This is a genomic window from Tenacibaculum sp. L6 (assembly GCF_028823685.1).
Taxonomy (GTDB): domain Bacteria; phylum Bacteroidota; class Bacteroidia; order Flavobacteriales; family Flavobacteriaceae; genus Polaribacter.
In genome coordinates, this window is record NZ_JAPEHZ010000008.1 from 43,413 (window position 1) to 58,994 (window position 15,582).

At 34.2% G+C, this 15,582-nt stretch carries 13 protein-coding genes and 2 pseudogenes; 8 read left to right on the forward strand and 7 right to left on the reverse strand.

Annotation, left to right across the window (positions count from 1 at the left end; all coding sequences use genetic code 11):
• Positions 1-3: 3 nt before the first annotated feature.
• From argC to OU788_RS03060, 3 genes are read right to left on the reverse strand one after another with little or no spacing between them, the layout of a single operon-like run.
• Positions 4-981 (reverse strand): N-acetyl-gamma-glutamyl-phosphate reductase, encoded by a 978-nt coding sequence (gene argC, locus OU788_RS03050; RefSeq protein ID WP_274633788.1) that lies wholly within the window; start codon positions 979-981, stop codon positions 4-6.
• Between the two features lie 3 nt (positions 982-984).
• Positions 985-2,163 carry an argininosuccinate synthase gene (locus OU788_RS03055; protein WP_274633789.1) on the reverse strand — a complete coding sequence of 393 codons (1,179 nt, stop codon included), beginning with the start codon at positions 2,161-2,163 and terminating at the stop codon, positions 985-987.
• Positions 2,160-2,771, reverse strand: coding sequence for a GNAT family N-acetyltransferase (locus tag OU788_RS03060; protein ID WP_274633790.1), 612 nt, complete (start codon positions 2,769-2,771; stop codon positions 2,160-2,162). The genes OU788_RS03055 and OU788_RS03060 overlap by 4 nt, the downstream gene beginning before the upstream one ends.
• Before the next feature lie 901 nt (positions 2,772-3,672).
• On the opposite strand from OU788_RS03060, the gene OU788_RS03065 reads away from it, so the two are divergent.
• The 6 genes from OU788_RS03065 to ilvA all read left to right on the forward strand — a co-directional run bounded on the left by OU788_RS03065 (position 3,673) and on the right by ilvA (position 11,518).
• Positions 3,673-4,611 carry a branched-chain amino acid transaminase gene (locus OU788_RS03065; protein ID WP_274633791.1) on the forward strand — a complete coding sequence of 313 codons (939 nt, stop codon included), beginning with the start codon at positions 3,673-3,675 and terminating at the stop codon, positions 4,609-4,611.
• Position 4,612: 1 nt separating this feature from the next.
• The gene (ilvD, locus tag OU788_RS03070; protein ID WP_274633792.1) at positions 4,613-6,289 is read left to right on the forward strand and encodes a dihydroxy-acid dehydratase; all 1,677 of its coding nucleotides are present in this window, start codon (positions 4,613-4,615) and stop codon (positions 6,287-6,289) included.
• A 163-nt stretch (positions 6,290-6,452) separates the two neighbouring features.
• Positions 6,453-8,186 carry a biosynthetic-type acetolactate synthase large subunit gene (gene ilvB, locus OU788_RS03075; RefSeq protein WP_274633793.1) on the forward strand — a complete coding sequence of 578 codons (1,734 nt, stop codon included), beginning with the start codon at positions 6,453-6,455 and terminating at the stop codon, positions 8,184-8,186.
• A gap of 6 nt (positions 8,187-8,192) precedes the next feature.
• Complete coding sequence (gene ilvN, locus OU788_RS03080) at positions 8,193-8,720, forward strand: acetolactate synthase small subunit (RefSeq protein WP_274633794.1); 528 nt, start codon at positions 8,193-8,195, stop codon at positions 8,718-8,720.
• Between the two features lie 24 nt (positions 8,721-8,744).
• A complete protein-coding gene (ilvC, locus tag OU788_RS03085) occupies positions 8,745-10,247 on the forward strand; it encodes a ketol-acid reductoisomerase (protein ID WP_274633795.1) in 1,503 nt (500 codons plus the stop codon).
• Positions 10,248-10,252: 5 nt separating this feature from the next.
• Entirely contained in the window at positions 10,253-11,518 is a 1,266-nt protein-coding gene (ilvA, locus tag OU788_RS03090; RefSeq protein ID WP_274633796.1) for a threonine ammonia-lyase IlvA, read from the forward strand.
• Positions 11,519-11,637: 119 nt separating this feature from the next.
• Here ilvA and OU788_RS03095 read toward each other — a convergent pair.
• Together OU788_RS03095 and OU788_RS03100 are read right to left on the reverse strand one after the other, a co-directional pair.
• Positions 11,638-12,003 (reverse strand): annotated as a pseudogene (locus OU788_RS03095) (YchJ family protein).
• A gap of 2 nt (positions 12,004-12,005) precedes the next feature.
• A complete protein-coding gene (locus OU788_RS03100) occupies positions 12,006-12,365 on the reverse strand; it encodes a hypothetical protein (RefSeq protein ID WP_274633797.1) in 360 nt (119 codons plus the stop codon).
• Between the two features lie 110 nt (positions 12,366-12,475).
• On the opposite strand from OU788_RS03100, the pseudogene OU788_RS03105 reads away from it, so the two are divergent.
• Positions 12,476-13,373, forward strand: a pseudogene (locus tag OU788_RS03105) (DnaJ C-terminal domain-containing protein).
• A gap of 1 nt (position 13,374) precedes the next feature.
• The gene (locus OU788_RS03110) at positions 13,375-13,665 is read left to right on the forward strand and encodes a chaperone modulator CbpM (RefSeq protein WP_274633798.1); all 291 of its coding nucleotides are present in this window, start codon (positions 13,375-13,377) and stop codon (positions 13,663-13,665) included.
• 86 nt (positions 13,666-13,751) lie between these two features.
• Here the strand turns inward: OU788_RS03110 and OU788_RS03115 are convergent, their stop codons facing one another.
• The gene (locus OU788_RS03115) at positions 13,752-14,921 is read right to left on the reverse strand and encodes a DKNYY domain-containing protein (protein WP_446751473.1); all 1,170 of its coding nucleotides are present in this window, start codon (positions 14,919-14,921) and stop codon (positions 13,752-13,754) included.
• A gap of 304 nt (positions 14,922-15,225) precedes the next feature.
• Positions 15,226-15,405 (reverse strand): hypothetical protein, encoded by a 180-nt coding sequence (locus OU788_RS03120; RefSeq protein WP_274633800.1) that lies wholly within the window; start codon positions 15,403-15,405, stop codon positions 15,226-15,228.
• Between the last annotated feature and the right edge of the window lie 177 nt (positions 15,406-15,582).

Genomic DNA, 15,582 nt, shown 5'->3' on the forward strand with positions numbered 1-15,582 from the left:
ATTTTAAAAATAAGTTGCTTTTAGTTGTAATCCTGTGTCTTCCTGAAAACCAAACATCAAGTTCATGTTCTGAATTGCCTGTCCAGAAGCTCCTTTTAATAAATTGTCAATGATGCTGGTAATTAGTAATTTATCTCCGTGTTTGTGTACATGAATTAAACACTTATTGGTGTTGACGACTTGTTTTAAATGTAGCTCTTGGTCTGCCATATGCGTAAAAACAGCATCTTTATAATACTCTGTATATAATTGTTTCGCTTCGTCTAAGCTTCCCTCAAAATGAGTGTACTGAGTAGCGTAAATACCTCTAGAAAAGTCTCCTCTGTTAGGAAGAAATAAAACCTCCGATTCAAAATTTGATTGAAGCTTATGTAAGGTTTGATTGATTTCTCCTAAATGTTGATGCGTGAAAGGTTTATAGTAGGAAAAATTATTATCTCTCCATGTAAAATGAGTGGTTGCTGATAGTGAAGTTCCTGCTCCAGTAGCACCAGTAACCGCATTGATATGCACATCATTTTGTAACAAACCTGCATTGGCTAAAGGTAGTAACCCAAGTTGAATAGCAGTAGCAAAACAACCTGGATTGGCAATATAAGAAGCGTTTTGTATGGCTTCTTTTTGAAATTCCGGTAAACCATATATAAATTGTTTTCCTTGAAAAGTGCTGTCTGCTTCCAATCTGAAATCATTCCCTAAATCAATAATCTTAGTGTGATTTGAAAAAGTATGTGTTTCTAAAAACTGTTTAGAATTTCCATGTCCTAAACATAAAAACAGTACATCTACAGCTGTATTAATTTCATTTGTAAAGGTTAATTCAGTACTTCCTTCCAAATCCTGATGTACATTCGCTATTTTATTACCAGCATTAGAAGTGCTATACACAAAATTAATAATCGCTTTTGGATGTTGTAACAAAAGCCTAATTAACTCTCCTGCTGTATAACCTGCACCTCCAATGATTCCTGCTTGTATCATAATTTAGCTATTTACTTGTTGATATATTTTATTCTGATTTCCTAATAATTTGATGAAGCCTTTAGCATCATCAGCTGTCCATCCTTTGTTTAGTTCACCGTAACTACCAAATTTAGCATTCATTAAATCGTGAGGAGAATCAATTCCATCTAAGGTAAAGTGATACGGTTTTAGCGTTACAAAAACATCGCCAGTTACTTTTGTTTGACTATTTGTAAAGAAGGCTTCCATATCTCTCATTACAGGATCTAAATACTGACCTTCATGCAAATGCATTCCGTAAAAACTAGCCAAATACTCTTTGTGTTGCAATTGCCATTTTGTTAAGGTGTGTTTCTCTAATAAATGATGTGCTTTAATGGTAATTAATGCAGCAGCAGCTTCAAAACCAACTCTTCCTTTAATTCCAACAATGGTATCGCCTACGTGAATATCTCTACCAATTCCGAATTTAGAAGCTAGGGCATTCAATTGCTCAATGTTTTGTTCAGGAGCTTTTTCGTCATCATTAATCGCCATTAATTCACCTTTTACAAAAGAAAGCTTTACTTGTTCAGGTACTGTTTTTGTTACTTGAGAAGGGTAGGCGTGCTCTGGTAACGGATGTTCTGAGGTTAAAGTCTCTTCACCTCCCACACTGGTTCCCCACAAACCTTTGTTTACAGAATATTTAGCTTTTTCCCATGACAAATCAATACCATTACTTTTTAAGTACTCAATTTCTTCTTGTCTTGAAAGTTGCAAATCTCTGATAGGGGTTATGATTTCAATTTCAGGAGCAATCGTTTGAAAAATCATATCAAACCTTACCTGATCGTTCCCAGCACCTGTACTACCATGCGCAATATAGCTAGCACCAATACTTTTAGCGTAGTTTACTATCTCAATGGCCTGTATAATTCTTTCAGCACTTACCGAAAGTGGATACGTATTGTTTTTTAACACGTTACCAAAAATTAAGTACTTAATTACTTTGTTATAATAATCAGTTACCGCATTAATATTTTTATAGGTAGCCACACCCATGGTGTAAGCGTTGTGTTCAATTTTTTTAATTTCTTCGGAAGAAAATCCGCCAGTATTCACGCTAACAGCATGAACTTCATATCCTTGTTTTGATAAGCTTACCGCACAGTACGAAGTATCTAATCCGCCACTATAAGCAATTACTAATTTTTTCATTTTTTGTCTTTTTTTAGGAAGATGGTTTCCTTAATTCTTTTGAGTCTTTGAAAGACTTTGGCTTTTACTTTTATGTTTTGAGGTTTTTTGTTAGGATCGAATAACATACCGGTACACAAACACATTTTTTGCTGTGTACGTTGCAAGACATCGTAATTTTTACAAGTCTGACAACCATTCCAAAAAGACTGATCTTCTGTAAGTTCAGAAAAAGTAACAGGTTTATAGCCTAACTCACTATTAAGTTTCATAACCGCTAAACCAGTAGTAATACTAAATATTTTGGCATTAGGAAACTTGGTTCTAGAATGCTTAAAAACTACTTTTTTAATTTTTTTGGCTAAACCGATACCTCTGTAATCTGGATGTACAATTAACCCTGAATTAGCTACAAATTTACCATGGCTCCAAGCCTCGATATAACAAAAGCCAGCGAACTTATCTCCGTCTAGTGCTATAACAGCATTACCATTTTCTAGTTTTGTAATAATATATTCTGGTTTTCTTTTGGCAATTCCTGTACCTCTAACCAGCGCTGCTTCGTCAATAGTTTGACAAATAATTTCTGCATACTTACTATGCGATTGATCAGCAATAACAACTCTCATTGAAATTGATTTTAAATATATTTTCTGTTAATAATCCTTGGTTTGAAAGAAGAACCGGACGCACCTAAGTTCCCAAAAAGAAGTAATACCCTTACGGGCGACGTCGGATAAAAGTAGTGCGTACAGCAGTTGCGTTATTGAAAGTAATAACACTAATTTGTAACAATAAAAAAATGTAAATGATTGAAATCACAACAATAAAAATAAAATTATACAATACTCAGTTTAGGACAAAAGGAAGACTAGCGTCGGTTGTAAGACCGCACTAAAAAACTGGGTGTATTATTGTATATTTTACTTGTTTGCATGATGCCACAAATCTATAAAATAAATTTTGACAAATACTAAATAAAAAATAAAAACTTTTATAAGTGTAAGTAATACAGTGGGTTATGAGGTGTTTTTTTATGTGTGGAAATAAAAAAAACAAAAAAATATTAGGATTACTAAAAAATATTTTCAAATATTTGTGACATCAAATGAAGAAACAAGTATTAAATATCATTTCTATTATTATTGTCATTGTGATTATTTCGCAAGGATAAGGGAGTGGTATTTTATTATTAAATTATATAAATTTTAAAAAGGCTTCCTAAATTTTAGGAAGCCTTTTTTAGTTACAAAAAACATGAATCAATTTTTTAACATCGTGGTAATTATTATTGTCATTATTAGCTCTCCACCGAGTTGATACAGATAGTTTTTGCCTATAAGGAAGCCTGTATCTAACTTTAGATACAGGCTTTTTTTATTCCGTGAATATCATAAAGTAAAAATTTTAATCAATTGATTTATATGTGATTATATTTTTAAAAGATAGGTTAGAAATCATTAAAGTATTGAAAAATAGAAACTAAAATAAAAAACGAAAAATAATTTTGAACAGTAAAAACAACTAAAAATGTACTATAACGAGGAAACAGTAATTTTTTACAACGGACAGTTTATCAAAGCAAAAGATGCTAGCGCTAATTTGTATAGCCAGAGTTTACACTACGGAAACGGAGTTTTTGAAGGTATCAGAGCTTATAATACAACCGAAGGAACTAAAGTCTTTAAGTCGTTTGAGCATTACAAGAGGCTAAAATACGGAGCAGAAGTCATGAATATTCAATTGGATTATTCTGAAGAACAACTTACGCAAATTACTTACGAATTGTTAGAGCGTAATGGTTTAAAAGACGCATACATCCGTCCGTTAGTCACTACTGGAGCCGATATGAGTTTATTTACTTCTAAAGAAACCAACTTAGTTATTCAATGCTGGGAATGGGGAAAATATATGGGAGATAAATCACTACGTGTAAAAACATCGTCGTTTCAACGTCCGAATCCGAAGTCATGTTTTGTAGAAGCAAAAGTAACAGGGCACTATACGAATTCAATATTATCAACTAACGAAGCAAAAAATAATGGTTATGATGAAGCTTTGTTATTAGATATGAACGGTAATGTAGCAGAATGCTCAGGAGCCAATGTTTTTATGCAAAAAGATGGGAAGTTATACACTCCACCAAGAGGTCATATTATGGCAGGAATTACGCGTGCTACGGTTATCGATTTATGTAAAGAAGAAGGAATCTTTGTTGAAGAAAAACACTTCACTTTAGAAGAATTAAAAAATGCAGACGCTTGCTTTTTTACAGGAACAGCAGCCGAAGTGGTTGGTTTACAATCGTGGCACTGCTTTTTTACAGGAACAGCAGCCGAAGTGGTTGGTTTACAATCGTTAGACGATTATCAATTTCCACTAGCGTGGGAAAAATCACACGGATACAAACTAATGAAATTATATAAAGACGAAGTATTAGGCTTACGTCAAACAAGCAAAGCAAGCTAAGATGGAACTAAACAAATTTAGTAAACAAGTAACACAAGACGATACACAACCAGCAGCACAAGCTATGTTGCATGCCATAGGATTGTCAAAATCTGACTTAGAAAAACCATTAATCGGAATTGCAAGTACAGGGTACGAAGGAAATCCGTGTAATATGCACCTAAACGATTTAGCGAAATTGGTAAAAGAAGGAACCGAAAATGCCGATTTAGTTGGATTGATATTTAATACCATTGGTGTTTCTGATGGAATCTCTATGGGAACCCCAGGAATGCGCTATTCACTTCCTTCTCGTGATGTCATTGCCGACTCTATGGAAACGGTAGTGCAAGCGATGTCATATGACGGATTGGTAACCGTAGTAGGATGTGATAAGAATATGCCGGGAGCACTAATGGCGATGTTGCGTTTAAACCGCCCTTCAGTTTTAGTATACGGAGGAACCATTGCTTCAGGGTGTCATGAAGGAAAAAAGTTAGATGTAGTATCTGCTTTTGAAGCTTGGGGAGAGAAAGTTGCAGGAACCATTACTCAAAAAGAATATCAAAATGTGATAGAAAAAGCATGTCCAGGAGCAGGAGCTTGTGGAGGTATGTATACTGCAAATACCATGGCATCAGCAATTGAAGCTTTGGGTATGAGTTTGCCTTATAATTCATCGAACCCTGCGATAAGTAATGACAAAGAGCAAGAATGTGTCAAAGCAGGAGAAGCGCTACGTGTATTGCTAGAGAAAGATATTAAACCATCAGATATCGTTACTAAAAAATCGTTGGAAAACGCTGTGCGATTGGTAACGGTTATGGGGGGGTCTACTAATGCTGTATTACATTTTTTAGCGATAGCAAAAGCAGCAGATGTACAATTTACTTTGGAAGATTTTCAACGTATTTCTGATGAAACTCCATTCTTAGCCGATTTAAAACCTAGTGGAAAATACTTGATGGAGGATGTACATAAAGTAGGCGGTACACCAGCAGTTTTAAAGTATTTGTTAGAAAAAGGTTTGTTACATGGAGATTGTTTAACTGTAACAGGAAAAACGTTAGCTGAAAATTTAGCATCGGTTCCAGGCTTAACAGAAGGGCAAGATGTAATAAAACCTTTAGAAACACCTATCAAAGCTACAGGTCATTTACGAATGCTGTATGGGAACTTAGCTAAAGAAGGTTCCGTAGCCAAAATAACAGGAAAGGAAGGATTGTATTTTTCAGGAAAAGCAAAAGTTTTTGAAGGTGAATACGAAGCAAATGATGGGATACGAGACGGAAAAGTAGCAAAAGGGGACGTAGTGGTAATTCGCTATGAAGGTCCTAAAGGAGGACCTGGAATGCCAGAAATGCTAAAACCAACAGCTGCTATTATGGGAGCAGGATTAGGTAAGGATGTTGCTCTAATTACAGATGGTCGTTTCTCAGGAGGAACCCACGGATTTGTAGTAGGTCACATTACACCAGAAGCGCAAGAAGGAGGTGCAATCGCTTTAGTAAAAGATGGAGATACCATAACTATTAATGCAGAAACCAACACGATTCATGTAGATGTTTCGGAAGAAGAATTAACCAAAAGAAAACAAGAATGGACTGCTCCGCCTTTAAAAGTTAAAAGAGGAGTACTATATAAATATGCAAGAACAGTAGCATCAGCATCTAACGGATGTGTAACCGACGAATTTTAATCGCAGGGCGATAGCCAGAGGATTAGTTTCTTAAGGCTTGCTTAGAGGTGGTTGATTTTAGAAAAAGAAAAGAGAAACATGATTCAAAGTTATTTGAATCGTGTAAAACGATACTAATTGAAATAAACGTATAGCCAAAGGCTAAAGACATAAAGCTAAGTTTATGGAAACAAAAATGAAACAACAAACAGAATCAGAAACAACACAGAGTGTAACCATTACAGGTGCAGAAGCTGTAGTAAAATGTTTACTAGCAGAAGGAGTCGATTTGTTATATGGGTATCCAGGAGGAGCTATTATGCCTGTATATGATGAGTTGTATAAATATAAAGATAAACTACATCATGTATTAACACGTCACGAGCAAGGAGCAACGCATGCGGCACAAGGATATGCCCGAGCTACAGGTAAAGTAGGAGTAGCGATAGCAACTTCAGGTCCAGGAGCGACCAATTTAATCACAGGAATTGCTGATGCGCAGATAGATTCTACTCCAATGGTATGTATCACAGGGCAAGTAGGAGCACATTTATTAGGTTCTGATGCGTTTCAAGAAACGGATATCGTTGGAATTTCAACTCCCGTGACTAAGTGGAATTATCAGATAACGAAAGCGAGTGAGATCCCCGAAGTAATGGCAAAAGCATTTTATATCGCTCGTTCAGGAAGACCAGGACCTGTTTTGGTTGATATTACTAAAAATGCGCAGTTTGAAGAGTTTGATTTTGAATATAAAAAATGTACTTCAGTGCGAAGTTATCAACCTGTTCCGAATATGAATATGCAAAGCGTTGAAGCAGCTGTTGAGTTGATTAACAATGCTGAAAGACCGTTTGTTGTCTGGGGGCAAGGAGTAATACTTGGAGAGGCAGAAGAAGAATTCAAAGCCTTTATTGAGAAAGCAGGAATACCATCGGCAAGTACATTATTAGGCTTATCAGCTTTACCAACCAAACACCCTTTGTATGTAGGTATGGTAGGAATGCATGGTAACTACAGTCCGAATAAACTCACCAACGAGTGTGATGTATTAATAGCTATCGGAATGCGTTTTGACGATCGTGTTACAGGGGATTTGAACCGTTATGCGAAACAAGCTAAAGTGGTGCATTTTGAAATAGATCCTGCGGAAGTTGATAAAAACGTAAAAACAGATGTAGCTGTTTTAGGAAACGTAAAAGAAACCTTAGCGGCAGCACTTCCTCTTTTAGAAGAAAAATCACACAAAGAGTGGTTACAAGAATTTAGAAATCTCGATGCAGTCGAGTTTGATAATGTGATAAAAAATGATTTGTTTCCAACCAAAGAAGGTTTAACAATGGGAGAAGTTATCAAGCAAATAAATGAAGCTTCTGAAGGAAAAGCTATTGTAGTTACCGATGTGGGGCAACATCAAATGGTAGCAAGTCGTTATGCGGAATTCAACCAAACGAAAAGCAATATTACTTCAGGTGGATTAGGAACTATGGGCTTTGCTTTACCTGCTGCGATTGGTGCTAAAATGGGAGTTCCTGAGCGAGAAGTAGTAGCTGTTATTGGTGATGGCGGTTATCAAATGACCATACAAGAACTCGGAACTATTTTGCAAACTAAAGCAGCTGTTAAAATTGTAGTACTGAATAATGAATTTTTGGGGATGGTACGCCAGTGGCAACAGTTGTTTTTTGATAAACGATATGCTTCTACAGTAATGACAAATCCTGATTTTGTAACAATTGCTAAAGGGTATCATATGGCAGCGAAAAAAGTAACCAAAAGAGAAGATTTGGCAACAGCTGTTCAAGAAATGATTGAATCTAAAGAAGCCTATTTCTTAGAAGTTTGTGTAGAAAAGGAAGACAACGTATTTCCAATGATTCCAACAGGAGCATCGGTATCTGATGTTCGATTAAAATAAAAAAATATGAGTACAAAAAACACCTATACAGTTTCAATTTATACAGAAAATAATGTTGGATTGTTAAACAGAATATCAGCAATATTTCAACGAAGACATATCAATATTGAAAGTATTAATAGCTCGTCATCAGAAATTAAAAGTGTATCAAGAATTACACTTTTAGTGAAGGTAACTGAAGAGCAAATCAAAAAAATCATTGGTCAAATAGAAAAGCAAGTAGAGGTAATCAAAGCTTTTTATCATACGGATGAAGAGACGATTTACCAAGAATCGTGCTTATTCAAGCTAAGTACGGATTTGCTAACAGATAATGATGAAATTCAAACAATTATCAATCAAAGTAAATCAAGAGTTATCAATGTAAATAAAAACTTTTTTGTTCTTGAAAAATCAGGAACCAAAGAAGAAGTCGAAGAACTATATCACATTTTAGATAAGCATGGTATCATGCAATTTGTTCGATCTGGTAGAATAGCTATTACAAAAGATGAAATGCCAGTATCAAAATTATTACAATTAATAAAAGCATAAACAAACAACACAAATACAATAGAAATGAAAAATTATTTCAACCAATTATCATTAAGAGAGCAGTTAGAACAATTAGGAAAATGTAGATTTATGAATGCTGAAGAGTTTTCAGAAGGAATAGCTGCATTAGAAGGAAAAAAAGTGGTAATTGTAGGATGTGGAGCACAAGGATTGAATCAAGGGTTAAACATGCGTGATTCAGGGTTAGATATTTCATACGCATTACGAGAAGTAGCTATTAAAGAACAACGTCAATCCTATAAAAATGCAACAGAACACGGTTTTGAAGTAGGTACCTATAAAGAACTAATTCCTACTGCTGATTTGGTGTGTAATTTAACACCCGATAAACAACATACACAGGTAGTAAATGCAGTGATGCCATTAATGAAATCAGGGGCAACCTTATCGTATTCTCACGGATTTAATATTGTTGAAGAAGGAATGCAAGTCCGTAAGGATTTAACCGTAATTATGGTAGCCCCTAAGTGTCCTGGAACAGAAGTAAGAGAAGAATACAAACGCGGATTTGGAGTACCAACGTTAATCGCTGTACATCCTGAAAATAATCCTGAAAATAAAGGTTTAGCACAAGCTAAAGCCTATGCGTATGCAACAGGAGGTCATAAAGCAGGAGTGTTAGAATCGTCGTTTGTTGCTGAGGTAAAATCAGACTTAATGGGTGAACAAACGATCTTATGTGGAGTGTTACAAACAGGGTCAATTTTGTCTTTCAATAAAATGGTAGAAGAAGGAGTAGAATCAGCATACGCTTCTAAACTTATTCAATACGGGTGGGAAACAATTACCGAAGCGTTAAAGCATGGAGGAATAACTAATATGATGGATCGTTTGTCTAACCCAGCAAAATTGAAAGCCTACCAACTTTCTGAAGAATTAAAAGAAGTATTGGCTCCGTTATTCAACAAGCATATGGATGATATTATGTCAGGACATTTTTCAAAAACTATGATGGAAGATTGGGCAAATGATGATGTGAATCTATTAACATGGAGAGCAGCTACTGGAGAAACGCAATTTGAGAAAACAGCTGCTACTTCTGAAGAAATTTCAGAACAAACCTATTTTGATAAAGGAACTTTATTAGTTGCTTTTGTAAAAGCAGGAGTTGAGTTGGCTTTTGAAACCATGGTGAAATCAGGAATTATCTCAGCATCGGCATACTACGAATCGTTACATGAGTTACCGTTAATAGCCAATACGGTAGCACGTAAGAAGTTGTTTGAAATGAATCGTATTATTTCTGATACTGCTGAATACGGATGTTATTTATTCGACCATGCAGCAAAACCAATATTAGCTGATTTTATGAAATCAGTAAGTACAGATGTTATTGGAAAAGAATACAGTACTACGAATGAGGTAGATAATCTTGAATTAATAAAAGTGAATAAAGCAATTTGCAATCATCCTATTGAAAAAGTAGGTGCAGAATTGCGAGAAGCAATGACTGCTATGAAGGTAATCAAAACCAATGTCAGTCAAGAAGAACCCGTTTTAGCATAAATAGTATGGAAGTTCAAAAAGAAACGTATTTTCCTAAATTAGAAGCAATAGAGCAAGCTGCTACAACTTTACAAGAAGTTGTGGCGGTTACTCCGTTGCAAGAAAATTTCAACTTATCTAGACAATTCGGTGCAAATATATTTTTAAAAAGAGAAGATTTGCAGCAAGTTCGTTCGTATAAAATTAGAGGAGCTTACAATAAAATTAGTTCTTTAACAGAAGAGGAACTGGCAAATGGAATTGTGTGTGCTAGTGCAGGAAATCATGCACAAGGAGTTGCCTTAGCATGTAGAAAAAAAGAAATCTACGGAACTATTTATATGCCTGCACCAACACCAAAACAAAAGGTAGAACAGGTGAAAATGTTTGGTGGTGATTTTGTAGATATTCGATTGATAGGTGATACGTTTGATGACGCTTATAAAGCAGCAAAACTCTTATCGGATAGTTTACAAAAAACGTTTGTACATCCGTTTGATGATGAAAAAATTATTGAAGGACAAGCCACAGTAGGCTTAGAGGTTTTAGAACAAGCACAACAACCTATAGATTATGTTTTTGTACCTGTTGGTGGTGGTGGATTGGCTTCTGGTTTATCAAGTGTTTTTAAGTTAGTATCTCCAAAAACAAAAATTATAGGAGTAGAGCCAGCAGGAGCACCTTCTATGAAAAAATCCTTCGAAGCAAACAAAAATGTTGTATTAGAAAACATAGATAAGTTTGTTGATGGAGCAGCAGTACAGCAAGTAGGGGAGTTAACCTACAAAATTTGTAAAGAAAATTTATCGGATATGATTACCGTTCCCGAAGGAAAAGTGTGTCAAACTATCTTAGAAATGTATAACAAAGAAGCAATAGTAGTTGAGCCTGCTGGAGCTTTGACGATAAGTGCACTTGATTTTTACAAAGAAGAATTGAAAGGTAAAAATGTAGTGTGTGTTATTAGTGGGAGCAATAATGATATTACTCGTACCGCTGAAATAAAAGAACGTGCATTGTTATACAGTAAATTGAAGCACTATTTCATTGTTCGTTTTCCACAACGTGCAGGTGCGTTAAAAGAGTTTGTAGCTGAGGTATTGGGTGAAAATGATGATATTACTTTTTTTGAATACTCTAAAAAGACCAATAGAGAAAATGGTCCTGCTGTTGTTGGTATAGAACTAGAGAGGAAAGAAGATTTACAACCATTAATTCATCGAATGAAACAGCGAAACTTTTATGGTGAATACCTAAACGATAAACCTAATTTATTTGAGTTCTTGGTGTAATATAAATACGACTGTATAAAATGTCATTCCGAACGAGGCACGAGGAGGAATCTCATACAAATGAGTAACAAATATTCAAAAGATTTCTCCCTTTGGTAGAAATGATGTTTTTGACAGTCTTATTTTTGACCAAGATACACCCAATGGTCTTTTTCTTTACAAAAAACAGAGTTTTCATGAATCACATCAACATTGCCATTTTCCATAAAAAAAGCTTTAAACTCAACAGTAGTTTCTGTTGCATGTAGCACTTCTAACTTTATCCAATTAACAGCTTTTGTTCAAGCTAAAATTTCTCTCTTTTCACGCTTAGAAGGTCTGGTGCTGCTATGGTGACTTTTTTGTAAGTAATCAATATTTGCTAACACAAAAGCGCTATATCTTGAACGCATTAAAGCCTCAGCAGAGGTAACAGAATGAATGTTTTGATGTGCTTTTTGACAGCAATCGTGATATTGTTTGTTTGGATTACATGGACACTGCATAATTAATTGATTAATTCAGGTTGTTCTTGTACTCTAAAGCAACGTTCTTCACCAAGAAATAAAGGATTTCCATGTTTTTCAGACCAAAATCCGTCTAAAATATCTTTAGAAAGACAAGAATATACTACTACACCTTTGTAAATAGTGTTATCATTACCAGTGTAGTTAAAATTGATAGCTAAAATATTGTTTTTAAAGAAGCCGGTTCCAAATTGTTCCTGTTCGTTGTTGATTAACCATTTGGCAACTATTCTGTTGTTTTCGTCAAGAGTCAAAGAAAGTGTTCCTTTGTAAGTGTTGGTACTTTCGTCTTGGTTGCTACCAATAATATTGTAGGTTCCTATTAAATCTTCTATCGTCATGAGTCTTCTTAAAAATGCAAAAATAAGAATAAAATAAGTGGAGGTTATAATTAGTTTAGCACGATAATATTTCGTATATTTTCGAGTGTTTTATACTAGTTATCAATACTATGGAGTTTATAGATTATTACAAAGTTTTAGGAATAGATAAAACAGCGACTGCTGCTGATATCAAAAAGGCCTACCGTAAACTAGCCAGAAAATACCATCCTGATACGAATCCGAATGATGAAGAAGCAAAAAAGAAGTTTCAGCAAATTAATGAAGCAAATGAAGTGTTAAGTAATCCTGAAAATCGAAAAAAGTACGATGAGTATGGTGAACATTGGCAACATGCCGATGCTTATGAAGAAGCTAAAAAACAACAAGGGTATCAAAGCGGATTTGGTGGTGGAGGTTCTTATCAACAATACTCATCCTCAGATTTTGACGGAACTGATTTTTCTGATTTCTTTAATTCTGCCTTTGGAGGTGGAGGAAGAAGAGGTTCTAGCAGACGTTCATCTCAATTTAGAGGTCAAGATTTTAACGCTACGTTGCAATTGAACTTAAGAGATGTATATACATCACAAAAACAAGTATTGACGGTAAATGACAAGAAAATACGAATTACGATTCCCGCTGGAGTAGAAAATGGACAAACCATTAAGATAAAAGGACATGGAGGTGAGGGATTGAACGGAGGACCTAAAGGAGATTTATACATTACTTTTGAAATAGTTCCGGATATAAACTTTAAACGTGATGGTACTGATTTGTACACAGAGCAAACTATTGATTTATACTCAGCAGTGTTAGGAGGAGACGTGGTTATAAATACTTTTACAGATAAAGTAAAGCTGAAGGTAAAAGAAGGAACTCAAAATGGAACGAAGGTTAGATTGAAAGGAAATGGGTTTCCAAGAAGGTCAGTTTGGTGATTTATATGTTACTTATAAGGTGGATATTCCAACGAATTTGACAGATGAGCAACGAGATTTATTTACAAAACTTTCTAAATTAAAATAAGATGGGCAACAAAGAACTAATAAGTATACAGAAAGTGATTGTTCATCATAATCTAGATGAACAATTTATAGAGAGTATTGAGTCTTTTCAATTAATAGAATTTGTGGTAAAAGACACAGATAAGTATGTGTATGTAGAACAACTACCAACTTTAGAAAAAATTATTCGATTGTATTACGATTTAGAGGTGAATATGCAAGGGATTGATGTGATTAATAATATGTTGGATAGAATGGATATGATGCGTAAAACCATTCAACAATTAGAAAACAAACTTAAATTATATGAGTAAATAGGGTGAAAACCTATTGATTAAAAACTCCAAACGATATCAATGATAAAACATATTCAGATAAAGTTTGGAAGTTTTTATTAGGCTTACTTGTCTTCTACAATTTGATCACCACGATACGTATGGTTTTTATCTTTGTATAATAAAGAGTGTTTTTTGTTTGAGGGACCAAAAGTAGCTACATCTGCTCCTTTTAATAATTTTCCAGAAGCAAATACATGGTTTTTGTCTTTTGAATAATAAGAAACTTCAAAAATACTGAATGTTTCAGGATCAGCTTCTTCAATAATTTCCCCAAAATAAAACACATGATTTTTGTCTTTAGCGTAAGGAAATTGAATGACTTTAAAAGAAGAAATATCCGCATTTTCAATTTTAGCTCCATCATAAATAATGTTGGAATCAAACAATAAATATTTGTCTTCTAAGATTGTTAAATCCTCAATGTTTTGGTAAGGAATTGACGTTAGAGAGTCTACCTTTTTACCGTTTTTATATTCTTGAAAGTCGTGAACTCCATTTTTATCAACAATATATCGATCATTGATTTTTTTGCTTGTTGTAGGGTCAATTGTTGTGGCAACTAATAATTCGTAGCTTTTTAGTAAATACACCTGATTTTGATCTTTGGCAAAGCTTTTATTCAAAACTTTAAAAGAATCATAATCTACATTTACCGGAACGTAATTATAAAAATAATGTTTATCGTCTTTAGACCAATCCTGATCAATTTTTTGAAATGTTTTAGGATTGGCTTTTGCTACCTTCCATAGATGTTTTTTCTCTTGATGTAATCCATCTATTTCTTGTGGCATGTAGTTTATAGCAATATATACATGGTCTTTGTCAAAACAGGTGTAATCGTCTTTAGCTACATAAAAAGTAGCGACATCTACCTCATTATCTATAATATTAGTCTTGAAGTATAAATGATTTTTGTCTTTTCCAAAGTCTCTTCCTAAAACCTTAAAACTTTTAACATCGGCATTTAGATTGGTGTTTCCTAATGAAAACCAATTTCCCATAGGAGAATAACGAATTTCTTTTTTTGATTTTGAGTAGTAATACGAATCTGAAATAGATTCATCAACAGGACCAGCAAAAGGACTACAAGCTTGCACAATAATTGTCATTATAAACAAGGACAATTTTGCTATAGGAGAGTGTTCAGCTCGTGTAATTTTTTTAATTATAGAATTCAAAATAAGTATAATTAACGTGATTGATATATAGGGATGTTGTGTAATTAAGTTCATCAAGCAACTTAGGATTTAGTTGGTATTTATACTATCTTCTTTATTCAAGTAAAGAATAAAAAAAAGTAGTAGCAATTTTTATTCTTTTCTATTTAGCAAAAGCTAAGATAAAACAAAAAACCGTACAAAAATGTACAGTTATAAGGTGTGTTATTGGGTTTGATATGAAATTTTTGAACCCGAATAATGGGATATATAGTATTAATATTTCGTTTTTAATCAAAATAATTATCAGATTTCAATAATCCTTTTTTTTCTGATTCCCATATCATTGATAGAATCTTCCACTCATCATTTATTTTGACTAGCTGAAAATTAATGATTCATTTTTCCACATCAATAAGTATTTCGTAACACTTTCATTCGGTTGAATTCGGTCAATTTTTATCACGTCTAGTTTTTCCGATGTTGTAAATTCTACATTAGTTATCGGTTCGCTTGATTCGTTTTTAATTTTTACTTCAATTCCGTTTTTTTTGAACATAAAACAAGAGTTCAATGATAGAATAACCAATATTACGAGCAATTTTTTCATATTGAGGAAAAAGGACTAGATTATGAGTAGTTGCGTGGGTTAGTTCTTAACTTTGCAAGTACGCACCAAGCTGAAAATCCGTGAGTCCCGAAGCTTCGGGCTTCAGAAGTAGGCGAGAACAAGCAA